This window comes from Hungatella sp. L36 (genome assembly GCF_014288035.1).
This window is the reverse complement of the sequence record NZ_JACOPC010000005.1, coordinates 242,772-267,423: the sequence shown is the minus strand read 5'-3', so window position 1 is coordinate 267,423 and position 24,652 is coordinate 242,772. Positions and strand designations below refer to the sequence as shown.

General features: G+C 50.0%; 19 protein-coding genes. 15 read left to right on the top strand and 4 right to left on the bottom strand.

Annotated elements, in window-relative coordinates:
- Nucleotides 1–8 precede the first annotated feature (8 nt).
- The 6 genes from H8S80_RS14830 to holA all read left to right on the top strand — a co-directional run bounded on the left by H8S80_RS14830 (nucleotide 9) and on the right by holA (nucleotide 8,746).
- The gene (locus tag H8S80_RS14830) at nucleotides 9–1,775 is read left to right on the top strand and encodes an ABC transporter ATP-binding protein (protein ID WP_117632927.1); all 1,767 of its coding nucleotides are present in this window, start codon (nucleotides 9–11) and stop codon (nucleotides 1,773–1,775) included.
- Nucleotides 1,776–1,833: 58 nt separating this feature from the next.
- Nucleotides 1,834–2,700, top strand: coding sequence for a DegV family protein (locus H8S80_RS14825; RefSeq protein WP_002602459.1), 867 nt, complete (start codon nucleotides 1,834–1,836; stop codon nucleotides 2,698–2,700).
- 28 nt (nucleotides 2,701–2,728) lie between these two features.
- A complete protein-coding gene (locus tag H8S80_RS14820; RefSeq protein ID WP_002602460.1) occupies nucleotides 2,729–4,174 on the top strand; it encodes a sensor histidine kinase in 1,446 nt (481 codons plus the stop codon).
- Nucleotides 4,175–4,193: 19 nt separating this feature from the next.
- Entirely contained in the window at nucleotides 4,194–5,153 is a 960-nt protein-coding gene (locus H8S80_RS14815) for a GerMN domain-containing protein (RefSeq protein ID WP_025530558.1), read from the top strand.
- A gap of 17 nt (nucleotides 5,154–5,170) precedes the next feature.
- Nucleotides 5,171–7,690, top strand: a complete 2,520-nt coding sequence (locus H8S80_RS14810) for a ComEC/Rec2 family competence protein (protein WP_320959146.1) — start codon at nucleotides 5,171–5,173, stop codon at nucleotides 7,688–7,690.
- A gap of 84 nt (nucleotides 7,691–7,774) precedes the next feature.
- The gene (gene holA, locus H8S80_RS14805) at nucleotides 7,775–8,746 is read left to right on the top strand and encodes a DNA polymerase III subunit delta (RefSeq protein WP_117632929.1); all 972 of its coding nucleotides are present in this window, start codon (nucleotides 7,775–7,777) and stop codon (nucleotides 8,744–8,746) included.
- Nucleotides 8,747–8,854: 108 nt separating this feature from the next.
- Here the strand turns inward: holA and H8S80_RS14800 are convergent, their stop codons facing one another.
- Entirely contained in the window at nucleotides 8,855–9,496 is a 642-nt protein-coding gene (locus H8S80_RS14800; RefSeq protein ID WP_117632930.1) for a superoxide dismutase, read from the bottom strand.
- A 669-nt stretch (nucleotides 9,497–10,165) separates the two neighbouring features.
- Between H8S80_RS14800 and H8S80_RS14795 the strand changes: the two genes are divergently transcribed.
- Nucleotides 10,166–10,456: a hypothetical protein gene (locus H8S80_RS14795; protein ID WP_025530560.1), complete on the top strand. Its 291-nt coding sequence runs from the start codon at nucleotides 10,166–10,168 to the stop codon at nucleotides 10,454–10,456.
- Between the two features lie 465 nt (nucleotides 10,457–10,921).
- Here H8S80_RS14795 and rpsT read toward each other — a convergent pair whose 3' ends face one another.
- Nucleotides 10,922–11,185: a 30S ribosomal protein S20 gene (gene rpsT, locus H8S80_RS14790; protein ID WP_002602465.1), complete on the bottom strand. Its 264-nt coding sequence runs from the start codon at nucleotides 11,183–11,185 to the stop codon at nucleotides 10,922–10,924.
- A 470-nt stretch (nucleotides 11,186–11,655) separates the two neighbouring features.
- Between rpsT and gpr the strand changes: the two genes are divergently transcribed.
- The 4 genes from gpr to hemW all read left to right on the top strand — a co-directional run bounded on the left by gpr (nucleotide 11,656) and on the right by hemW (nucleotide 17,305).
- Nucleotides 11,656–12,633, top strand: a complete 978-nt coding sequence (gene gpr, locus H8S80_RS14785; RefSeq protein WP_029466889.1) for a GPR endopeptidase — start codon at nucleotides 11,656–11,658, stop codon at nucleotides 12,631–12,633.
- 88 nt (nucleotides 12,634–12,721) lie between these two features.
- Complete coding sequence (spoIIP, locus tag H8S80_RS14780) at nucleotides 12,722–14,191, top strand: stage II sporulation protein P (protein ID WP_117631863.1); 1,470 nt, start codon at nucleotides 12,722–12,724, stop codon at nucleotides 14,189–14,191.
- A 92-nt stretch (nucleotides 14,192–14,283) separates the two neighbouring features.
- Nucleotides 14,284–16,098, top strand: coding sequence for a translation elongation factor 4 (gene lepA, locus H8S80_RS14775; RefSeq protein WP_002602468.1), 1,815 nt, complete (start codon nucleotides 14,284–14,286; stop codon nucleotides 16,096–16,098).
- Nucleotides 16,088–17,305: a radical SAM family heme chaperone HemW gene (gene hemW / locus H8S80_RS14770; RefSeq protein ID WP_002602469.1), complete on the top strand. Its 1,218-nt coding sequence runs from the start codon at nucleotides 16,088–16,090 to the stop codon at nucleotides 17,303–17,305. The genes lepA and hemW overlap by 11 nt, the downstream gene beginning before the upstream one ends.
- Nucleotides 17,306–17,423: 118 nt before the next feature.
- Here hemW and H8S80_RS14765 read toward each other — a convergent pair whose 3' ends face one another.
- Complete coding sequence (locus H8S80_RS14765) at nucleotides 17,424–18,152, bottom strand: 3D domain-containing protein (protein WP_002602470.1); 729 nt, start codon at nucleotides 18,150–18,152, stop codon at nucleotides 17,424–17,426.
- Nucleotides 18,153–18,381: 229 nt separating this feature from the next.
- The gene (locus H8S80_RS14760; protein ID WP_117631865.1) at nucleotides 18,382–19,185 is read right to left on the bottom strand and encodes a 3D domain-containing protein; all 804 of its coding nucleotides are present in this window, start codon (nucleotides 19,183–19,185) and stop codon (nucleotides 18,382–18,384) included.
- A gap of 394 nt (nucleotides 19,186–19,579) precedes the next feature.
- On the opposite strand from H8S80_RS14760, the gene hrcA reads away from it, so the two are divergent.
- The 4 genes from hrcA (at nucleotide 19,580) to dnaJ (ending at nucleotide 24,598) form a co-directional block, all read left to right on the top strand.
- Complete coding sequence (gene hrcA / locus H8S80_RS14755) at nucleotides 19,580–20,629, top strand: heat-inducible transcriptional repressor HrcA (RefSeq protein WP_025530565.1); 1,050 nt, start codon at nucleotides 19,580–19,582, stop codon at nucleotides 20,627–20,629.
- 59 nt (nucleotides 20,630–20,688) lie between these two features.
- Nucleotides 20,689–21,309: a nucleotide exchange factor GrpE gene (gene grpE / locus H8S80_RS14750; protein WP_051079344.1), complete on the top strand. Its 621-nt coding sequence runs from the start codon at nucleotides 20,689–20,691 to the stop codon at nucleotides 21,307–21,309.
- Nucleotides 21,310–21,447: 138 nt separating this feature from the next.
- Nucleotides 21,448–23,319, top strand: coding sequence for a molecular chaperone DnaK (gene dnaK, locus H8S80_RS14745; protein WP_002602474.1), 1,872 nt, complete (start codon nucleotides 21,448–21,450; stop codon nucleotides 23,317–23,319).
- Between the two features lie 139 nt (nucleotides 23,320–23,458).
- Nucleotides 23,459–24,598 carry a molecular chaperone DnaJ gene (dnaJ, locus tag H8S80_RS14740; RefSeq protein WP_002602475.1) on the top strand — a complete coding sequence of 380 codons (1,140 nt, stop codon included), beginning with the start codon at nucleotides 23,459–23,461 and terminating at the stop codon, nucleotides 24,596–24,598.
- The last annotated feature ends 54 nt before the right edge of the window (nucleotides 24,599–24,652 follow it).

Here is a 24,652-nt window from a genome sequence, read left to right as displayed (position 1 = left end):
AGGATTTTATGGAACAGAAAGAGATGAAAACGGGAACACTCTTAAAACGGTTTGTTCCCTATTATAAGAAATACACGCGGATCATGGTATTGGATCTGCTGTGCGCCTCGCTGACTACGGTCTGCGAGCTGATACTGCCCCTGATCCTGCGCTATATCACCAATCAGGGACTGAAGGATCTGGCCTCACTGACCGTTCAGACGATTGTGGGCATCGGTGTGCTCTACTTCGCCCTCCGGGTTGTGGACGGTCTGGCCAGCTTCTATATGGCGTACACAGGCCATGTGATGGGCGCCGCCATTGAGACGGATATGCGTCAGGATGCATTTGAACATCTGCAGAAGCTGTCGGATAATTATTTCAACAATACGAAGGTGGGACAGATCATGTCCAGGATTACCAGCGATTTGTTCGATGTGACGGAGTTCGCCCACCATTGTCCGGAAGAGTTTTTTATCGCCTTTTTGAAGACCGCTGTGTCCTTTGTCATACTGGCGGGAATCAATCTTCCCCTGACGGTGATAATATTTGTGTTTATCCCTGTGATGGCGGTCTCCTGCTCCTACTTCAACATTCAGGTGAAGAGGGCATTCAAGAAACAGCGTAACCATATCGGTGAGCTGAACGCCAGAATCGAGGACAGTTTGCTCGGTAACAAGGTGGTCCGCGCCTTCGCCAATGAGGGTGTCGAGATCGAGAAATTCAACCGGGACAATCAGGAATTTTTAAATATCAAGCGCCAGACCTATAAGTATATGGCGGCGTTCCAGAATACGATCCGCATGTTTGACGGACTGATGTACGTGGTAGTCATCGTTGCGGGCGGCATCTTTATGATTAAGGGGCTTATCGATCCCGGCGATTTAGTGGCCTATACCATGTATGTGACGACGCTTCTGGCGACAATCCGCAGAATTATCGAATTTGCGGAGCAGTTTCAGAGGGGAATGACGGGAATCGAGCGTTTCACGGAGCTGATGGACGCGTCGGTGGATATTTTCGATGAGGAAGGGGCGGTTCCCTTACGGGATGTACACGGAAGCATTACCTTTGACCGTGTGTCCTTTGAATATCCGGATGATCATAATCCGGTCCTTTCGAATATCGATTTAAAGATCAGGCCGGGGGAGAAGGTTGCCCTGGTGGGGCCGTCGGGCGGCGGAAAGACGACGCTGTGCAATCTGATCCCGCGTTTTTACGATCCTACCGAGGGACGGATTCTGCTGGACGGACAGGATATTAAGAATGTAACGCTGCAGAGCCTTCGCGGAAGCGTCGGCGTCGTGCAGCAGGATGTGTACTTATTCTCGGGTACGGTTTATGAGAACATCGAGTACGGCCATCCGGGTGCCTCCAGGGAAGAAATCCTTGCGGCGGCGAAGATGGCGGGAGCCCATGAATTTATCATGGGGCTGAAGGACGGCTACGACACGTATGTGGGCGAGCGCGGTGTGAAGCTTTCAGGCGGCCAGAAGCAGCGGATCAGCATAGCGAGGGTATTTTTAAAGAATCCGCCCGTCCTGATTCTGGATGAGGCCACATCTGCCCTGGACAACGAGAGCGAACATCTGGTATCGCAGTCTCTGGAACGTCTGGCGGCGGGCAGGACAACCCTTACGATTGCACACAGGCTGACAACCATCCGGAACGCGGACAGAATCCTTGTCCTGTCCGGCAGTAATATTATAGAAGAAGGAAATCACGAGGAACTGATTAAGAAGCAGGGAATCTATTACCAGCTGTACACCTCCGCAGGCGAAGCGGAGCAGAATTAGTGCGGTCCAGCGTATTTACGCCAGAAGGCACTAGATGGAAAATGAAGGAGAATAGCAGATGAGAGTAGCGATTGTTACGGACAGTAACAGCGGAATTACACAGGAGCAGGGAAGACAGGCGGGAATCTATGTGGTTCCGATGCCCTTTATGATGGCTGGAGAGACGTATTTTGAGGATATCAGCCTTACACAGAAATCATTTTATGAGAGGCTGGCGGAGGGCGCGGATATCTCCACGTCACAGCCGTCACCCGCGTCTCTGATCGACTTATGGAACGAGTTGTTAAAGGATCACGACTCTGTGATTCACATTCCCATGTCCAGCGGCTTAAGCAGCTCCTGCGAGACGGCCCACGCGCTGGCTGCCGACTTCGGCGGAAAGGTGCTGGTGGTCAATAACCAGAGAATTTCTGTTACACAGCGGCAGTCCGTTCTCGAGGCGAAGGCCATGGCGGATCAGGGAATGAGCGCGGAAGAGATTAAGAGGGTGCTGGAAGAGACGGCCTTCGATTCTACCATCTATATTACGGTGGATACCCTGGAGTATTTAAAAAAGGGCGGCCGGATTACGCCGGCAGCGGCACTGCTGGGAACCTTTTTGAAGATTAAGCCGGTTTTGACGATTCAGGGAGAAAAACTGGATGCATTTGCCAAGGCGAGAACCATGAAGCAGGCGAAGAGTATGATGGTTACAGCCATTAAGAAGGATTTAGAGGAGCGTTTTTCCGATCCGGAGGGTGCGGCTGTCCATATGGCGGTAGCCCATACGGATAATGAGACGGCGGCTCTTGAATTTAAAAAGGAACTGATGGAGCTGTTCCCGAAGGCCGGCGATATCTACGTGGACCACTTATCCTTAAGCGTGTCCTGCCACATCGGACCGGGAGCGCTGGCTGTCGCCTGTACGAAGAAGCTGTCTCTATGAGCGGAACAGACCGGGAGGTGTGCTTAAGATGTTCTTCCAGGTAAAACCGATTAAACTGAAACACACCGTAAGCTTAAGGCTGGTGCTGATCCTGTTCTTCCTGATCATCGGTCTGGCTCCCATGCTGATCCAAAATAAGATCATGCTGGGAACCTACAGGCAGAACCAGATCGATGCGCGGATTCAGGATATTCAGAACCAGTGCTCGATCCTGAGCAATAAGATGACGCGGGGCGGCTACCTGGTGAATGAACCCAGGGATACGCTGTTAGACAATGAGATGTCCGTGAAAGCGGACATGTTCAATGGCAGAATTGTCATCGTCAATAAGAATTTCCGGATTGTTTCCGATACATTTTCGCTGTCTCTTGGCAAGCTGAACGTATCGGAGGAGGTGATCCGATGCTTCAACGGGGAGAACAGCAGCAAGTATAATTCGGACAAGAATTACGCGGCTCTGACGATCCCGGTTTACTCCAACAGCGAGGACAAGGTAATCGACGGTGTTATGATCGTGACGGCGTCCACCGAGGATCTGCTGACGCGGCTGTCCTCCGTGTCGGAAAAGGGCAGCTTCCTGCACCTCATGATATTTTCCATCCTGGCGATTCTCGTCGTGCTTCTCGTCAAGCTTCTGATGAATCCGTTTAAGGAGCTGCAGTGGAAGCTGAAACGGGTGGAGGAAGGCAACCTGGATGAGGAACTCTCCTCCAACGCGTATACGGAGACGCGGCAGATTACGGAATCGATCAGCAAGACGCTGAAAAAACTAAAGGCGGTGGATCAGTCGAGGGAAGAATTCGTATCGAATGTATCCCATGAGCTGAAGACGCCCATCACCTCCATCCGTGTTCTGGCAGATTCCCTGATGAGTATGGATGACGTACCGGTGGAGCTGTATCGGGAATTTATGACGGATATCTCGGACGAGATTGACCGGGAGAGCAAGATTATCGACGACCTTCTGTCTCTGGTCCGCATGGACAAGACGGCGGGGGCGGAGTTAAACATTGCGCAGGTGAATGTCAACGGCCTGCTGGAGCTGATTTTAAAGCGACTCCGTCCTATCGCAGGAAAACGCAATGTGGAGCTGACCTTTGAGAGCATCCGCGAGGTGACGGCGGACGTGGACGAGGTAAAACTGTCCCTGGCTCTCAACAATCTGGTGGAAAACGCTATTAAATATAACGTGGAAGGCGGATGGGTGCGCGTCACTCTCGACGCGGATCACAAGTTTTTCTACGTCAAGGTGGCAGACTCCGGAATCGGCATATCGGAGGAATTCCAGGAGCACATATTTGAACGATTTTACCGCGTGGACAAGGCACGTTCCAGGGAGACCGGGGGTACCGGCCTGGGCCTCGCCATTACGAAGAATATTATCCTGATGCATCAGGGAGCGATCCGGCTTACCAGCAAGGAAGGCGAGGGAACCACGTTTACCGTGAGAATCCCGCTCACCTATATTCCATAGAAACAGGAGGACGTAATTTATGAAACGATGGATATACAGTCTGCTCCTCCTGGTGCTTCTTGTCGTTCTGGCAGGCTGCCAGAGGAGAGACGGGAATGAGGAACAGACGGAGGGAGTGTACCAGATTTACTATATGAATTCCTCCATGACGAGGCTGGAGCCGCAGGACTATACGATGCCGCAGATGCCGGCGGATGGGACGGCCACCGAGACGGACTGGAAGATCACCAATCTGATGGAGCAGCTTAAGACGGTGCCGCAGGATTTAGACCGCCAGTCGGCAGTCCCGGATAAAGTGGGATTTGAACGGTATAAGCTGGAGGATACGGTACTCTACCTCTATTTTGACAACAATTACGCCATGATGAATCCGACGAGGGAGATCTTATGCAGGGCCGCTCTCGTGCGGACACTGACCCAGGCGGAGGGCGTGGACTACGTGGCCATCTATACGGCGGAGCAGCCCTTGATGGACAGCACCGGCGTGCCGGTGGGCGCTATGACAGGAGCCGATTTTATCGATAATATCAGCAATGTCAACGCGTTTGAGAAGACGGAGCTGACCCTGTATTTTGCAGACAGCACCGGAGAAAAGCTGGTGAAAGAGCAGCGGGAGGTCGTACATAACGTGACCACATCACTGGAGAAGCTGGTGGTGGAACAGCTGATCGCCGGGCCGGACAGGCCGGGAATCAACGCGACACTTCCAAAGGATACGAAGCTGTTAAACGTATCGGTCAATGAAAACGTCTGTTATTTGAATTTTGACGCATCATTTTTAAATAATTCGCTGGATGTTAAGGAATATATCCCAGTCTATTCCATTGTGAATTCTCTGGCCGCCGTATCGTCTGTCAATAAAGTACAGATCGCGGTCAATGGTTCCCAGGATGTGATGTTCCGGGATTCCATTTCCTTAAACCAGCTGTTTGAACGCAACTTGGATTACAACGCGGAGAATGAAGACAGTCCGCAGTAAACAGGAGGAAAGTATTTATAAAACGTCCATTATGTCTGATAGCAGGGGGATTCGTACTTGGAGAGACCGTCGTTCTGCTTTCTCTGACATCAGGACTTCTGATTCCGGCGCTTCTGGCGGCGGGAACAGGTGCAGTATGCCTGAAAAGGAGGAGCAAAGGTGCCGTGTGGCTGCCTGTGTTCCTCCTTTTTGTGCTGCTCGGAATGGGGCGGGCAGGGGATATGAAGCAGAAATGGGAGGCGCGGGAACGGGCCTGTATGGAGATGGCCGGCGTTTATTCGGAACTGCATGGACGGGTGAGTGCCGTGGAGGAGTCTGAGGGAAAGGTACAGATTACGCTTGAGGAAAATGTGGTGCGGCCGCTGGCTGGGGGCGGAGAGGGCCGGTCCTTCAGCATGAGCCGGCAGATTCCCTGTGTACTGGTATCGTGGAAAACGGATGCGACGGAAGATATGCCGGACGCCCGGGACTTTAAGATTGGCAGTAATGTTACTGTGAGAGGTAAGCTGGAGTTATTTGCACGCGCCAGGAATCCGGGAGAGTTTGATTCCAGGAGTTATTACCGCGGACAGGGAGTGGACTGCCGTATGTATGGGGAAGAAGTGGAGATTGCGGGAGGAGATGTCTCCCCGCTTCCGGAGCTTTTGCGGCAAATCAGGGAAAAGGCGAAGCAGAATATTATGAGATCTGCGGCGGCGGAAGACGCGGGTATCTTTTCTGCGGCCGTTTTGGGGGATAAGAAAGCGCTGGACAGCGAGATTAAGGATTTATATCAGAAGAACGGTATCGCCCATCTGCTGGCCATCAGCGGCCTTCATTTATCGATTATCGGAATGGGGGGATATAAGCTGTTAAGAAAAGCCGGTTTAGGCTATAAAGGAGCCGGACTGGCGGGAGCTGCTTTTATCTTCTGCTACGGCGCGATGACCGGCGGATCACCTTCCGTGGTGCGGGCCGTCGTCATGATGAGCACCGGTTTCCTGGCCTCTTATCTGGGAAGGACCTACGATCTCCTGTCGGCGCTGTCCCTGGCGCTTCTGATGCTGGTATGGGAAACACCGGAGCTTTTGACGCAGGGAGGTGTTCAGCTGTCGTTCGGCGCTGTCTTTGCCGTGGGAGGCGTGCTTCCTGTCATTCAGGATTATCTGGGGAAGGGGCGAAAGATTCTGGGCGCGCTGGCGGTGAGTGCTGCGATTCAGCTGGTGACGCTCCCGGTAATTCTGTGGGATTTCTTTCAGTTCCCTGTTTACGGAATTTTCCTGAATCTGCTGGTGATCCCGCTGATGGGAGGCGTCATATGCTCCGGGATCGGGACGGCTCTGATGGGCGGGATTTCCTATAAGGCGGGTGCGCTGGCCGCGGGAACCGGTCACTATATACTGCGGTTTTATGAATGGCTCTGCCATGGGACGGAACGCCTTCCGTATCATACGCTGGTGATGGGAAGGCCGGCTGCTGCGGCTGTGATTCTTTATTATATGGTGCTGCTGGTGGTGCTGATCGGGATGAAGAGAGCGGTAGGGAAGAGAGACGAGGCGGAAAAAGAGAGAGAAGAGGTAAAAGAGAAAAAAGAGGTAAAAGAGAAAAAAGAGGTAAAAGAGAGAGAAGAGGTAAAAGGGGGAATAGAAGGAGACGAAATAATTGGAATGGCCGAAAAATCCCGCCCAATATGGCTGAGAACGGTCCTGTTTTTCTGTATCTGCGTATTTCTGCCCTGTATTCTGATGCCGCGCCCTGTTGACGGGATGGAGATTCTGTTTCTGGATGTGGGACAGGGGGATGGAATTCTGCTTCGTTCCGGCCGCGGCGCCATGCTGATTGATGGGGGGAGTACCTCGGAGAAGAAGCTGGGAGAGTACCGGCTGGAGCCGTGCCTGAAGAGCTGTGGGGTATCGGTGATTGAGTATGCCTTTGTCAGTCATGGCGACCTGGACCATATAAGCGGTGTTCGCTATCTTCTGGAGTCCTGTGAGGAGATCGAGATACGCAATCTGCTTCTGCCCTGCCAGGGAAGGGAAGATGATGCGCTCCTAAGCCTTGCTGAGTTGGCCAGGGCCAGGGGGACAAAAGTATCATTGATTGAAGCTGGAGATAGCTTTTATATGGAAGGGATCGGCGTGACCTGTCTCTATCCGGGAATTTCTGATCTGCCTGCGGATAAGAACGAGGAGTCCGAGGTATTGAAGGTGGACTATGGAAATTGCCATATTTTATTTACCGGAGATATGAGCGGCGAGGGAGAGCTGCGGCTTTTGTCTGCCTTATCGGAAAAACCGGGTGTGCTTTCGGAGATTCAGATATTGAAAACCGCTCACCATGGTTCCCGGTTTTCTTCCGGAGAGACATTTTTAGACGCCCTGGGCGTTAAATGGGCGGTGATTTCCTATGCGGAAGGGAATTCCTACGGCCATCCTCATAAGGAGGTACTGGAACGTCTGGGTGACCGAAGCGTGAAAATCTATGGAACGGCGGAAAGGGGAGCAATTACGATGAAGACGGATGGGAAAAGGGTGAGGTGGAAGGCGTTTTTGGATTGAGAGCGGTTTTTGTTCGTTGACGCATCGGAATTCCCTTAGTATAATGGTACCAGTGACGAAAGGCAGGTAGAAAGGAAAGACATCATGCAGAATCTCACTCAGGATATTAAAAATCATAGCTTCAAACCGGTGTATTTGCTGTACGGCGATGAGGCATTTTTAAAAAACAGCTATAAAAACCAGATGAGAACCGCCATATCCGGCGATGATACCATGAATTATAACTATTTCGAGGGGAAGGGGCTGGATTTGAACGAACTCATCAGTCTTGCAGACACAATGCCTTTCTTCTCGGAAAAACGTCTGATTATGGTCGAGGACAGTGGATTCTTCAAGGGTGCGTCAGACGAGCTGGTCGCTTATTTGCCCCAGATGGCGGATACGACCTGCATCATTTTTGTGGAATCTGAAGTGGACAAGCGCAGCCGGATGTTCAAAAAGGTGAAGGAAATCGGCTATGCGGCGGAGATGGCCAGACAGGATTTTGCACAGCTTTCCAGGTGGGCAGGAGGAATTCTGGCCAGAGAGGGGAAGAAGATTACCGGGCGTACCATGGAGCTTCTCTTAAATATGACCGGAGATGATATGGAAAATATCCGGATGGAGCTGGAAAAACTGGTAAGCTTCACTATGGGGCGGGACGTGATTACGGACGAGGATGTGGAAGCGATCTGTACAGTTCGTGTGACCAATAAGATCTTTGATATGGTGACAGCCATTGTGAACCGTCAGACGAAAAAGGCCATGGATTTGTACGAAGATTTACTTACGCTCAAGGAACCGCCGATGAGAATTCTGTTTCTGATAGCCAGGCAGTTTAATCAGATTCTGCAGGTGAAGGAACTGATGGCAAAGGGAATGGATAAAGGGGCAATCGCCTCCCGAATTAAGGTGCCGCCGTTTGTGGCAGGCAAGATGATGCCCCAGGCCAAGACATTTACACGGGAGCAGATCCTTTCCTGTGTGACTCAGTGCGTGGAAGCGGAAGAAGCGGTGAAGACCGGGCGGCTGAATGACCGGATGGCGGTCGAACTGCTGATTACAAGAAAATTTTAAGACGTTGAGAAGTCTTTACGGCGGAATGAAAAAGGAAGAAAAAAGGAAGGAAGATACCGTTGATGGTAAGCTTCCTTCCTTTTTCTATACAAATTCAGATATTGAATTTTATTGCATCTGAAAACATGCCATATAACGCTGGCCTGCCTGTTCCCAATTTATTACATGGAATAAATCGTCGATATAGTCGGCTCTGAGATTATAGTGCTTTAAATAGTAGGCGTGCTCCCAGACATCGAGATTGAAGACGGGGCACAAGCCCAGTGGGAGCGGAGTATCCTGATTTTTCGTAGTAGTAATCATGAGAGAACCATCTGCGGCGACTACCAGCCAGGCGTATCCGGAGCCGAAGACGGATAACGCGGCCTCCTTAAACTTCTTTAAAAAGGCGTCGAGACTTCCGTATTCCCTGCGGATGGCTTCGGCCAGTGCACCGGTTGGCATTTGGTTCGAAGCGGGAGCCAGGCCGGTAAAATAGAGCAGGTGGTTGTAAACTCCGCCGCCGTTATTTCGTACCGCTGTCTGGATCTCCTCAGGAAGGCTGGCAATATTGTAAATAAGCTGTTCCAGCGTCCAGTTATGAAACCGGGAATAATCAGCCAGCGCCTTGTTAAGATTGTCAACGTAAGTCTGAAGATGACGGTCGTGGTGAAGCTTCATGGTCTTTTCATCAATATAGGGTTCGAGTGCCTGATAGGCGTATGGCAGCGGGGGATTGGTGAATGGATAATGATAAGTAAGATTGGTCAAGGGTAACTTCCTTATGCGCTTTTTCTATCATATGCTGGCGGGAAGCGTGCCGTGAGAAGTGTTTTTCTTTTTTAAAGGGCGGAGGAGGAGAAGGATAACCTCCGCCCCTGGGGGGATGAGCTGCAAAATACAACTCACTTTAATAACGTATATAGTTTCTTTTTGTGATGCATTTTTTTGAAATAGACAAAATGTTTTAAAAGTAGAGCAAGATTGTGATAAAATAGATTGAACTATAAGATAAATAAGGCGTTATAAGCTATTTCCTTATGAGAGTGTCCGTTTTAACCGTGGGACTGGACCGTTGCTCATGCCAGGCGCACAAGAATGGAAAGCTGGCTGCTTCGGTCCATTAGGCCCGGCTTAACTGCATGGATCTGGGACGGCATCTGATCCAGGAGACGAGGCTCCCAACGAATCGCGTGATCCGGCATTGCGACGCCAAATGAAGTGGTGCCCACGCAAGAGGGTGGACAGCCCGGAAGGCTGATCTGGCAGCATATGGGGGCATTACTGGTTACGAATAATTTAAGACAGGGAATCTCGTGGTACAGTGGACAGAATAATCACGACTTGTCACCTTTGTCCTCTCTCTGCATATAATAAATTATAATTTAACATATATAAAAAAGGGGAAATAAATTATGTGTAATATATGTAGATGTCTCTGTGGTAACTGGTGTGGTTGTAGAAATAATAGCTGTAATAATAGCTGTAATAATTGCTGCAGATGCGTATGCAACAATCCCTGTGAAAATAATTGTAATAACAATTGGAATTGCAACTGCGGCAATAACAACAATAACAACAATAATTGCTGCTTCGATCCATGTGCCAGAGAAAGAAAAGAAGCTTATGAGGCCGGATTTAGAGACGGCTGTAACAATGCCTCCTGCAGGCAGGATAACTGTGGTTGCTAATGATATCTATAAAAAGGGCGGTCCGTTTGGGCCGCCTTAAGTATTCCTTGTATTTGTGTTTGCATCAACCGTTTTCATGATAGAATGGTCTTCCCGCAGCCACACGTTTCCTTATAACAGTATTCACATCTGTTGATATCCGCCAACTTAAATAAAAAAATGCCGCTGGCTGGAGTCAGCGGCCATATCTTTTAAACCGTTTTTCAAGCAGTCTGGTATCTATTCTTACGTGCCGTGTTATTAAAATATCTTATGCACTTAAAAATAGAACATCTTTGACCTTCATATTATCATTCCCTTATTCCAACAATATATCTGAGTATATGGAAAAGTCATGGAAGTATATGGAATTATATATCCTGTTTCTTCCTATTACAAATATTAGAAACTTTCTATAAATAGTAACAAAGTAGCAACAAATCAAAATATAATAAAACAAAAAAATCCCCATCCAGTGGGTTAAGCCGAACGGGGAATTCCTTTATTTATCAGGTTTTTCTATGAATTAAGCCATTGCGTTAACAGCCTTAGAGATACGGGATACTTTTCTGGAAGCAGTATTCTTATGATATACTCCCTTAGTAGCAGCCTTATCGATCTCAGCGATTGCGCTTATTAAACATACCTGTGCAGCAGCCTTGTCACCGGCAGTAATAGCAGCGTCAACCTTCTTAATCGATGTTTTCACTCTGGATCTGATCGCTTTGTTTCTAGCAGCCTTAGTCTCGTTAACTAAAATTCTTTTTTTCGCGGATTTAATGTTAGCCAAATCTGTACACCTCCAATTTTAATTGATATATGGTTATTCTTTGTTTTGCATCAAAGCCTGGACACGGACAGTTCAATGTAAACATACCTTAGTATTTTAACGAATAAAGCTTCTAATGTCAATACATAATTCCTGATTTTTTGCAGAAAATACCAGAGAAAAGAAAAAAAGTCGCAGTTCACGACCCGTCGGCACCTGCTGTCCGGTCTGCCCCGGCCGGTTTACCCGACCTTTCCTGTTCCGGTTTCGGGCACAAACACTTCTAAACGTGCAGAATTTTTCTAAAAACCAGAGGAAATCCCCAAACTCGCTGCACTCAAACAGGTGGGGATTTCCCCTGAACGAAAAATCCTGCGCGTTAAGAATTGCTAATACCCTGCAAAGTCACAGAAAAGGTCGGGTAAACCGGCCGGGGCAGACCGGACAGCAGGTGCCGACGGGTCGTGAACTGTTAAAGAAAGGTGAGAAATATGGAAAATACATTCGAAGTTCGGACGGATCTTGCAGTAGAGGAGAAGGAAAGCTTTCCAGGAAATGGCGGAGAAATAAGTGGGGTATCCTTAAGAGAGTGGCATCGGGCGGACAGCCGCATCAAGATGACGGAAGTGAAAATACTGGATAAGAAGGGCGAAAAGGCCATGGGGAAACCGATGGGCTCCTATATTACACTGGAGGCAGACCAGTTATCCAGAAAAGATGAAAATTATCACAGAGAGGTGTCGGAAGAGCTGGCACGGCAGATTGGGCAGCTTCTGGAGGGCGAAGACTACCGGGCCTCCGGCTTCCATGTTCTGGTGGTCGGTCTCGGCAACAGTTCTGTGACACCGGACTCTCTGGGGCCGAGAGTGCTTAACAATCTCCAGGTCACGAGACATTTGAAGGTGCAGTATGGGGATGAGTTCTGGAATGGGCGCAGTATGCCGGTCATCAGCGGTATTGTCCCAGGCGTCATGGCTCAGACCGGGATGGAGAGCGCGGAAATTTTAAAGGGTATTATTCATGAGACGAAGCCGAATCTGATTATTGCAATTGACGCGCTGGCCGCAAGGAGCGTGAAACGGCTGGGAACCACCATTCAGCTGACCGATACGGGAATTCATCCGGGTTCCGGCGTTGGCAATCACCGTCACAGCTTAACGAGGGAAAGTCTGGGGGTTCCGGTTATGGCAATCGGGGTGCCTACCGTGGTGGGAGCGGCAGCTATCGTGCATGACACCGTATCCGCCATGATTGCCGCCCTGTCTAAGGGGATGGAGACGAAAGGAATGGGGGATTTTGTGGGAAGTATGAGCTCTGACGAGCAGTATGATCTGATCCGGGAGCTGCTGGAGCCGGAATTCGGCCCACTTTATGTGACTCCTCCGGATATCGATGAGACGGTAAAGGAATTGAGCTATACCATTTCCGAGGGAATCCATCTCGCTTTTATGGGAGAGGAAGAGGAGTAAGGGGTAAATGGTGATTTTCCTGCATAGTATATAAGCGAGGGACTTTTTTCTTTCCGGGTCGCCGTGAAAGAAATGCAGGAAGGTGTTTATGAAGGAGAAGGGCGGAAGGATTAACTGGCTCATCAGACATATGATGCTTATCACCGGCCTGGTACTTGCCGTCCTCCTCTTGATCAGGGGAGCGGCGGGAACCGGACGGGCGTTCGACAGAGAGCGGCTTACTGCCTTAATAAATGGCCAGGCGGATGCCGGGCTCGAGTGGATCTGGCGTATGAATTATCCGGCTGCCGGACGGGCAGAAGAAAATGAGACGAAGATGGTTAAAGCGGAAGAGGAAAGCATCAGCGGTCTTATCTGCCGCTTCATATTTGGGCAGTCACCTCTGTACCGGTATCTGGGCAGGGAAGAGGGCGGTGAAATAAACTACAAGGAAGAAGATCCGGCATTTGCAGGGTATCTGGAAAGCGGAAAATTCTATGAGGAACACCAGTACCTGATGTATGACGGCGGTGAAGAGACCGGAGCCGGTACCATGGAGCAGGCCGGTACGACGGTGCTGGCCGCTAATGGCGATGGAGCCGCAGGAAGCAGCGGAAATACAGGGAGTGGCGGAAACGCGGGAGACAGCGGAAATACAGGGAGTGGCGGAAACACAGGAGACAGCGGAAATACAGGAAATGGCGAAAACACAGGAGTCGGCGAAAACGCAGGAATCAATGGAAACGCCGCCGCCCTCCCGAAAAAGGACGATAATATGACGTGTGCTGCCAGCGTCCTGCCTCTCATAGGCAAAACCTACAGGAAAGAGCAGCTGGCCGACTACGACTACATGATGAAGCATTTTTACAGTGTGCACACCTCGACGACGGCGGGGCGTGATCTTATGAAGGCGGATGAATTTCTGGCAAAGGACTTTACACTGGAGGGAAGTAACGACAAACCGCAGATTTTAATTTACCATACCCATTCCCAGGAGGAATTCTCCGATTACGGGCCTGATAATAAGGAAGCAACCGTGATTGGGATAGGCAATTATCTGACGGAGCTTCTGACGGCCAAGGGCTATCATGTGATCCATGACAAATCGGTCTACGACCTTCAGAATGGAAAGCTGGACCGGAATAAAGCGTATACATATGCCCTGGACGGGGTCACAAGGATTCTTCAGGAGAATCCCTCCATCGAGGTCATCCTGGATCTGCACCGGGATGGGGTCAATGAAAGCCTTCACATGGTCAATGAGGTGAATGGAAAACCGACGGCTCCCATCATGTTCTTCAATGGCGTCAGCCAGACTCCGGAGGGACCGATCGAGTATCTGCCCAATCCGTACCGGAGTGATAATCTGGCATTCAGTTTCCAGATGCAGCTGGATGCGGCGGCCTATTTCCCGGGTCTGACCAGGAAAATTTATATCAAGGGTCTCCGGTATAATCTCCATCTTCGTCCAAGGTCCGTGTTAATTGAGGTCGGCGCACAGACAAATACATACCAGGAAGCACGAAATGCCATGGAACCGCTTGCGGAAGTTCTGAATATGGTGTTGCAAGGAAATTAAAAAAATGGTATATTTTTAAAGCAGGAACATCATTGCCGTGTCATTTTGTATTTGTATCATCAACTGCAGAAAAATGGAAAAGAGGAAAGTAAATGGCAACTGTTGACCAGAGTAAAATACGCAATTTTTGCATTATCGCCCATATTGATCATGGGAAGTCAACCCTTGCGGACAGAATCATAGAGAAGACCGGACTTTTGACAAGCCGGGAAATGCAGGCCCAGGTTTTAGACAACATGGATTTGGAGCGGGAACGCGGAATCACCATCAAGGCCCAGACCGTCCGTACCGTATACAAGGCGGAAGACGGAGAGGAATACATTTTCAATATGATCGATACGCCGGGGCATGTAGATTTTAACTATGAGGTGTCCCGGAGCCTGGCGGCCTGTGACGGCGCTGTGCTCGTGGTAGATTCATCTCAGGGAATCGAGGCCCAGACGCTGGCCAATGTCTATCTGGCGCTGGATCATGACCTGGACGTTTTTCCGGTTCTGAATAAGATCGATTTACCGAGTGCGGAGCCGGAACGTGTGGTGGGAGAGATTGAGGATGTGATCGGAATCGAAGCCCACGACGCTCCAAGGGTCTCGGCTAAGACAGGCGAGAACATCGAGGAGGTCTTAGAGGCCATCGTGAAGAAGATTCCCGCACCCAAGGGGAATCCGGATGCGCCGCTCCAGGCTCTGATCTTTGACTCTCTGTACGATTCCTACAAAGGCGTCATCGTATTCTGCCGTATCATGGAAGGCCGTGTGAAGAAGGGCGTCAGAATCCGTATGATGGCTACCGGAGCGGTGGAAGAGGTTGTGGAGGTCGGCTATTTCGGCGCGGGCCAGTTTATCCCCTGTGACGAACTGAGCGCGGGTATGGTTGGCTACGTGACAGCCAGTATCAAGAATGTGAAGGACACCGCCGTGGGTGATACGATTACGGACGCGGACAATCCCTGTAATAAGCCGCTTCCGGGTTATAAGAAAGTCACCTCCATGGTGTACTGCGGTATGTACCCGGCGGATGGCGCCAGATACAACGATTTAAGGGACGCGCTGGAGAAGCTTCAGCTTAATGATGCATCCCTGTTCTTCGAGCCGGAGACATCTCTGGCACTGGGCTTCGGCTTCCGGTGCGGTTTTCTGGGACTTCTGCATCTCGAGGTTATCCAGGAACGTCTGGAGAGAGAGTATAACCTGGACCTGGTAACCACGGCGCCCAGTGTTATTTACCGGGTCTATAAGAAGACCGGTGAGATGATACAGCTGACGAATCCGTCAAACCTCCCTGATCCGTCCGAAATCGAATACATGGAAGAGCCGATTGTCAGCGCGGAGATCATGGTGACCACTGAGTTTGTGGGAGCGATCATGAAGCTGTGCCAGGAGAGACGCGGCGTCTATCTGGGAATGGAATATATGGAAGCAACCCGTGCCCTTTTAAAGTACGAGCTTCCGCTCAATGAGATCATTTATGACTTCTTTGACGCTTTGAAGTCACGTTCCAGAGGTTACGCCTCCTTCGATTATGACTTAAAGGGGTACGAGCGTTCTGAACTGGTGAAACTGGATATCCTGGTGAATAAGGAAGAGGTGGATGCGCTGTCCTTCATCGTACATGCGGAATCCGCTTACGACCGGGGACGCCGGATGTGCGAAAAGCTGAAGGAGGAGATCCCGAGACAGCTGTTTGAGATTCCTATCCAGGCGGCCGTCGGAGGAAAGATCATTGCAAGAGAGACCGTCAAGGCCATGCGCAAGGATGTACTTGCCAAGTGCTACGGCGGTGACATAACCCGTAAGAAAAAACTCCTTGAAAAGCAGAAGGAAGGTAAAAAACGTATGCGCCAGATTGGTAACGTAGAGATACCACAGAAGGCATTTATGAGCGTACTGAAGTTAGATGATGAATAAAAAGAAATTGGAAATCTATGTGCACATTCCTTTCTGTGCAAAGAAATGCGCCTATTGCGATTTCCTGTCGTTTCCGGGTAACATGCGGATGCGCCGGGAGTATACGGACAAGTTGCTGGAAGAGATACGCATTCAGAGCAGCTTTGTACGGGAGTATCAGGTTGATACCATTTTTCTGGGTGGGGGAACGCCTTCTGTCCTGGATGTGACCGATATTACAGCCATCATGGGGACGCTTAAGGAACACTACGACATCGCGCCCGATGCGGAGATAACGATCGAGGTCAATCCGGGGACGGTGAAGATGGAAGGTCTCGTCGCCTACCGGGAAGCTGGAATCAACCGCGTCAGCATGGGACTTCAGTCGGCGGATGACACGGAGCTTCGCTATCTTGGGAGAATCCACACCTACGACGAATTCTTAAAAAGTTTTCAGAGGGTACGCATGGCAGGATTTACGAACGTCAATGTGGACCTGATTTCCGCCATTCCGGGACAGACTCCGGAATCGTGGAGGAATACGCTGAAAAAGACGGCTATGCTGAAGCCGGAACACATATCTGCCTACAGTCTGATCGTAGAGGAAGGAACGCCGTTTTACGACCGTTACGGCGGCCATGTGGAGATGGAGAGCTATGAGATGTCTCCGGAGGAACGCCGCCGCTTAATGGCGCTGCCGGATCTTCCGGATGAGGATACCGAGCGGGAAATGTATTACATGACCAGGAACTGTCTGGCCGAACAGGGGTATGAGCGGTATGAGATATCCAACTATGCCAGACCCGGCTTTGAATGCCGCCACAATGTGGGATACTGGACCGGAACCGGGTATCTGGGACTGGGACTGGGGGCCTCCTCTTATTTGGAGGGATGCCGTTTCCACAACACGTCCGATTTTCAAAGCTACGTATCGGCCCACTTCGACGACGAGGCAGAGTTTTGTCAGGCGCTCAGACAGGATATGGAGCAGCTGAGCGTAAAGTCCAAGATGGAAGAGTTCATGTTCCTGGGGCTTCGCCTGACACGGGGCGTATCGGTAGAAGGCTTTATCACCCGGTTTGGACAGAGTATACGAAACGTCTATGGCGGTGTGATCGACAAACTGGAGCGTGAGGGCCTGCTGGAACATAAAAACGGCTACTACCATCTGACCGAGCGGGGGCTTGATTTGAGCAACTACGCGATGAGCCTGTTCCTGCTTGACTGATGGAAATAAAGGATACAGAAAACCGCTGTTAAATTAGAACGATTCCCATTCTAACTTAACAGCGGTTTTTGTATTGTTCCTTTTTATTACCATACAGGGTCTGCCCTGATTATTTTTCTTACTGAACCAGGAACACTTCCGCACTTCTGGTACCATATGCCCTCGTCTCTCCGTGTGTATTAAAGAAGATATCAACATGGTTTCCTTTTACTGCGCCGCCGCGGTCCTCTGCGGTATAGATCACGCCGTTGATCATAATCTTGCTTCCGTAAGGAATCACTCTCGGGTCAACCGCGATCGTGTGGTTGGCGGAGGCGATGGCTCCTGTGCTGGTGTGGCGTCCCCAACCCTCGGAGCAGGCGGAACACGGGCAGTAGCCGGTGGTCTTAAAGACACCGAGGGAGCGGAGCGTTCCTGCGCTTCCGTCAGAGCTCATGACCTGCATATCGCCGACACTGTGTACCTTCGGGCTGGAGAGCTTCATTCCTGATGCGTAGGCTTCAACGAGATAGGAACCGTCTTCATACGATTCCCACGGTACGATCACTTCAAATCCGTAATTGCCGGTTCCGGTGCCTTTCCTGACCAGGTCTTCCCGGTAGTCATCGGCGGGAGCCGTGTACTCGGCCTCTGTCTGTCCTGTCGCCTGATTGGTGACTGTGACCTTGACTTCTACCGCGGAAGCGGGATCGGAGCTGTTCCAGGCCCAGCCCCGGACGCTGTCGCCCTCCACACAATCCAGAACTCCGGGTGTCTGCCCTGCGAGAGCCGGGACGGCGGTACCTAATAAAAATGTCATCATAAGTAAAGTTCCGAAGAACAGTTGATTTCGTTTCAATCGTTTCATGTAATAAATACATCCTTTCTTTTTTACTAGCTGTAACATATTTTAATATATTATAAATATATGTAACAGTTTTGTAATAAATGAGGTACAAGTACACATTTTACACTATTTTCCAGATTTGTCAAGGATATGAATAAAAAAATAGAGACGCCCGATGTTTTATAAGGCGTCTCTATTCGTTCTGATGTGTTGATTGAAAGGTTTTTCTTCTTATATTATAATTCAGGATCTACTCCGCAATTGCCTGAAATACTTCCTGTTTTTTTACTCCATAGTCCAGTGCTTCCTGGTGGCTGGAGAAGTAGAGATCCACGGTGTGGCCGTCCACTCCGCTTCCGATGTCCTCCACCGTATAAACGGTTTCACCGATCATCACCTTTGTTCCAAGGGGAAGTACGGTGATGTCTGCTGATATGGTGTGGTTTGCCTGCGGCACGGTACCGGAATAGGTGAGGCCGCTGCCGCCGGAACATTTACTGCATCCACAGTATCCGGTGGTCTTGAAGATCCCGAGGGACTCTCCCTTTTTATATCCTCCGAAGGTTTCTTCCACCGGTTTCTCCTCTTTTTTCGGAATTCCGGGGCCGATCTCCTCGCTGGTGCTTTCAGTTTTCTTTAAAGCTTCTGGTGCCGGTTTGTATTCCAGGGAGCCGGTAAGAAGTGTTTTCTCATCTCCGGTTACCAGGCAGGCTTCTACTTTATAAGAGGTTCCGCCTATTTCTTCCCAGCTGATCTTATAGTCAAATGCACGGCAGCCGTCTCCATAGGACTTTCCTGCCTCTTCGCTGTAGCTTTCTTCCGGTACTGTGATGACCTTTGCCGCTTTGGCGGCTCCGTCTTTGTAAATATGCAGTTCAACCGCTGCCGTCTCGTCGGATTCCGCGTTGTCCTTCAGCCACCCTGTAATATGGTTTCCATCCACGGCCGTGAGAGCGCCCTTTTCTTCGGCAGCCAGAGCCGTCATGGATAAAAACAGGGTACAGAGGAGCGTCACACACAGCATCAGAAGAAGCTTTCCTGATTTCTTTTTCATGATTTACCTCGCAATATTATGATTTTTCCGTGAAATATGATAGAAAAATGCGTTGTTATGGTGTATCAATTTTCATTATATTACAAAACTGTTAAATGTCAAGGAAATACTGGCAATACGTTTGTAACATTTGTCACAGTTCCCCGCCCCCGCCCCTGCCGCCCTCTGCATCCTGTTCGGTCCCGGCTGGCTCCTGGAACGGCAGCGAACAATTGTCTTACTTCAATAAAATGCTTTATAATTTGTAAAGAAGAAGTTCACAGAAAATTCTCAAAAAATTTTCAATCGAATGTATTGACAAATGAGGGAAAAAAGAATATATTATGAAATGAAGATGTTAGCACTCCCAAACGTTGAGTGCTAACAGGAAGGCTCAGAAAGGAAGTGTGGCGGGTTGAACGATAAGGACCAGTTGGACGGCCGTAAGGTTACGATCTTGAAGGCCATTATTAAAACGTACTTAGAAACCGGCGAACCGGTTGGTTCCAGAACTATTTCCAAGTACACCGATCTGAATTTAAGTTCAGCCACGATCCGGAATGAGATGTCTGATCTGGAGGAGCTGGGATACATTGTACAGCCGCATACGTCGGCCGGGCGGATTCCCTCCGATAAGGGATACCGTTTCTATGTGGATCAGATCATGCAGGAGAAAGAAGAAGAGTTTACTGAAATCAAGGAACTGATGCTAAAGCGTGTGGACCGGGTCGAGCTTCTGCTGAAGCAGATGGCGAGAATCCTGGCGCAGAACACGAATTACGCGGCTTTGATCAGCGCTCCCCAGTATCATAGAAACAAGCTGAAATTCATCCAGCTGTCCAAGGTTGATGATGGAAAGCTTCTGGTGGTCATCGTTGTAGAGGGAAATATGATTAAGAACACCATGATCCCCATCAGCCAGCAGCTAAGCGATGAAGGGCTTTTAAATCTTAACATTCTTCTTAATAATGCCTTAAACGGGCTGACCATAGAGGAAATCAATCTGGACGTGATCAGCAGATTAAAGGAGCAGGCCGGCATACACAGCGAGGTGGTCGACCGGGTTCTCAACGAGGTTGCGGAAGCAATCCGGGCGGACGACGATGATTTGCAGATTTACACCAGCGGCGCCACGAACATTTTCAAGTATCCGGAGTTAAGCGACGGAGAGATGGCGAGCCGTCTGATCGGTACGCTGGAACAGAAAGAACTCCTTCAGGAGCTGGTCGATGATGTGAACAGTTCAGAAAGCAGTTCGGGAATTCAGGTCTATATCGGCGAGGAAGCGCCGGTGCAGACGATGAGGGACTGCAGTATCGTCACAGCGAATTACGAGCTGGGCGAGGGCTTGAGGGGAACGATCGGTATCATCGGTCCAAAGCGTATGGACTATGAAAAGGTTTTGAATACGCTGCGGAATCTCATGACGCAGCTGGATTCGATCCTGAAAAAAGATGAAAGGTGAAGGGAAGAACAGTGAGCAGCGAAGAGACGAGAATAGAAGAGGAACTGGTAGAAGAGGCCATGAAGGCTGAAGACGCCGGTTCCGTTGAAAAGGAAATAGAAAAAGGCGAAAAAGAGGCCGCGGAGACAGAAGCGTGTGCTGAGGACGCCGCTGAGGAAAAAACCGGAGAAGAAGAGCCGGCAGAAGAAAAGCAGGCAGAACCGGAGAAAAAAGGATTTTTTGGAAAGAAGAAAGAGAAGAAAGATCCGAAAGACGCCAAGATAGAGGAACTGACCGACCGTCTGCAGCGGAATATGGCCGAGTTCGATAACTACAGAAAGAGAACAGAAAAAGAAAAATCTGCCATGTTTGAAATCGGCGCCAGAGACATCATTGAAAAGATACTTCCGGTTGTCGACAATTTCGAGAGAGGCCTTGCAGCCGTTCCGGAGGAGGATAAGGGCGCTCCGTTTGCAGAAGGAATGGAAAAAATATATAAACAGCTTATGAAGACGCTGGAGGATGCAGGTGTAAAACCGATCGAAGCGGTGGGTCAGCCATTTGACCCGAATTTCCACAACGCAGTGATGCATATTGATGACGAATCCCTTGGCGAGAATACGATCGCCATGGAACTTCAGAAGGGTTATACCTACCGGGATACCGTGGTGAGACACTCCATGGTTCAGGTAGCCAATTGACTGTGAGCATTTAACGAGGTCTATTCGAGTTTAGTGCGAACGTCGTTCACGAATCTTAGCGAGGTTCTTTCGAGCTTAGATGAGCTGAACATTAAATGATAAAATTGAGAGTAAAGACAATTATAGGAGGAAAAAACTATGGGCAAGATTATTGGTATTGACTTAGGTACTACTAACAGCTGTGTGGCTGTTATGGAAGGTGGAAAACCGGTTGTTATTCCGAACAGTGAGGGTGTAAGAACAACACCATCTATCGTAGCATTTACAAAAAACGGTGAGAGACTGGTAGGTGAGCCTGCAAAGCGTCAGGCGGTTACCAATGCGGACAGAACCATCTCTTCCATTAAGAGACATATGGGTACAGACTACAAGGTAGCGATCGACGGAAAGAATTACACACCGCAGGAAATCTCCGCGATGATTCTGCAGAAGTTAAAAGCAGACGCAGAGGCTTATCTGGGCGAGAAGGTAACAGAGGCCGTTATCACGGTTCCTGCATACTTCAACGACGCACAGCGTCAGGCAACCAAGGACGCAGGCAAGATTGCCGGCCTTGATGTAAAGCGTATTATCAACGAGCCGACGGCAGCAGCGCTGGCATACGGCCTTGACAATGAAAAAGAGCAGAAGATCATGGTATACGATTTAGGCGGCGGTACATTCGATGTTTCCATCATCGAAATCGGCGACGGCGTAATCGAAGTACTTTCTACAAACGGCGATACCCGTCTGGGCGGCGATGATTTCGACAACCGCATCACCCAGTGGATGGTAGACGAATTCAAGAAGACAGAGGGCGTAGACTTATCCGGTGACAAGATGGCTATGCAGAGATTAAAAGAAGCTGCAGAGAAGGCTAAGAAGGAATTATCCTCCTCCACAACCACCAACATCAACTTACCGTTCATCACTGCTACGGCAGAAGGCCCGAAGCATCTCGATATGAACTTAACGAGAGCGAAATTTGACGAGCTGACACTCGATCTGATCGAGCGCACGGCTGTTCCGGTACAGAACGCATTAAGAGATGCCGGAATCACAGCTTCCGAGCTTGGAAAAGTTCTGCTGGTAGGCGGTTCCACCCGTATGCTGGCAGCACAGGAAAAAGTAAAACAGCTGACAGGAAAAGAACCGTCCAAGACCTTAAATCCTGACGAGTGTGTGGCGATCGGCGCCAGCATTCAGGGCGGTAAGCTGGCAGGCGATGCCGGCGCAGGCGATATCCTTCTTCTGGACGTTACTCCACTGTCCTTATCCATCGAGACCATGGGCGGCGTAGCGACAAGACTGATTGAGAGAAACACCACAATCCCGACAAAGAAGAGCCAGATCTTCTCCACAGCGGCTGACAACCAGACAGCGGTTGATATCCACGTTGTACAGGGCGAGAGACAGTTCGCGAGAGACAACAAGACACTCGGCCAGTTCCGTTTAGACGGAATTCCGCCTGCAAGAAGAGGCGTTCCGCAGATCGAGGTTACCTTTGATATCGATGCCAATGGTATCGTAAACGTATCCGCTAAGGATCTTGGAACAGGCAAGGAACAGCACATCACCATCACTTCCGGCTCCAACATGTCCGATGATGATATCGATAAGGCTGTAAAAGAAGCGGCTGAATTCGAGGCTCAGGATAAGAAGCGCAAGGAAGGTATTGATGCGAGAAATGACGCCGACTCCATGGTATTCCAGACAGAGAAGGCTTTACAGGAAGTAGGCGACAAAATTGACGCCAATGATAAGGCTGCCGTAGAAGCTGATTTAAACGCTTTAAAAGAAGCCATCAACAGAGCTCCGATCGAAGAGATGACAGACGCGCAGATCGAAGACATCAAGGCAGGCAAAGAGAAGCTGATGAACAGCGCTCAGGCACTGTTTGCAAAAGTATATGAGGCTGCCCAGGGTTCTGCAGGTGCCGGCCCTGATATGGGCGCTGGTGCGGATAACGCAGGCGGCGGAGCTTCCTATCAGGACAGCGATGTAGTTGACGGAGACTACAAAGAGGTGTAAGATAGTCTGGTCAGTTGACAGGGCTTTGGAAAAAGTGTTGTAGTGATACAGCACTTTTTCCGCAGTTTTCATATCTGGTTGTCCGGCAGGCATGAAGGGCCGGAACCAGGTAAAGCGATGAGTGAAAGGTAGACCTAAGATGGCAGAAAAGAGAGATTATTATGAAGTCCTCGGCATTCCCAAAGACGCAGACGATGCGGCGATTAAGAAGGCCTACAGGGCATTAGCAAAAAAATACCATCCTGATACGAACCCCGGCGACGCTGCCGCAGCGGAGAAGTTTAAAGAAGCTTCCGAGGCGTACAGCGTGCTCAGTGATCCAGATAAGAGACGCCAGTACGACCAGTTTGGTTCCGCTGCGTTTGACGGAAACGGCGGACCGGGCGGATTCGGCGGTTTCGATTTTTCCGGCGCAGATATGGGAGATATCTTTGGCGATATCTTCGGCGATATTTTTGGCGGCGGACGATCCAGAAGCGGTGCCCGTTATAATGGACCATCGAGGGGCGCCAATGTCAGGACCAGTGTCCGGATCACATTTGAAGATGCGATTTTCGGATGCGAAAAAGAGATTGAGCTTAATTATAAAGAGGAATGTGCGTCGTGTCACGGAAGCGGGGCGAAAGCGGGAACCTCACCCGTTACCTGTTCGAAGTGTAACGGAAAAGGTAAGATCATGTATACCCAGCAGTCCTTCTTCGGTCAGGTACAGAATGTCCAGACTTGTCCGGACTGCGGCGGAACAGGCCGTATCATAAAAGAAAAATGTCCGGATTGTTATGGAACCGGATATATTACAAAGCGTAAGAAGTTTAAGGTCACAATTCCTGCGGGCATCGATAACGGACAGAGCGTGCGTCTGGCCGGAGCCGGTGAACCTGGAACCAATGGCGGAGAGCGGGGCGACTTACTGGTCGAGGCCGTAGTATCCGGCCATCCGATCTTCAAACGTCAGGATACCAGCATATTCTCCACCGTGCCGATTTCCTTTACCAGGGCGGCGCTGGGCGGTCCGATCCGTATCAAGACGGTGGATGGAGACGTGGAATACGAGGTGAAGGCCGGAACCCAGACAGACACCAAGGTCCGCTTAAAGGGCAAGGGCGTTCCGTCTCTGAGAAACAAGGCAGTCCGCGGCGACCATTATGTCACACTGGTTGTACAGGTGCCGGAGCGTATGAATGAGGCTCAGAAGGAGGCGCTGCGCCGGTTTGATGAGGCGATGGGCGGCGACAGCTCCGAGGGCGAGAAGCATAAGAAAAAAGGAATTTTTAAATAGCAGTTATTGATAAGGCCGTCATCAGGCAGTAATCCCTGATGGCGGCCTTTTCAT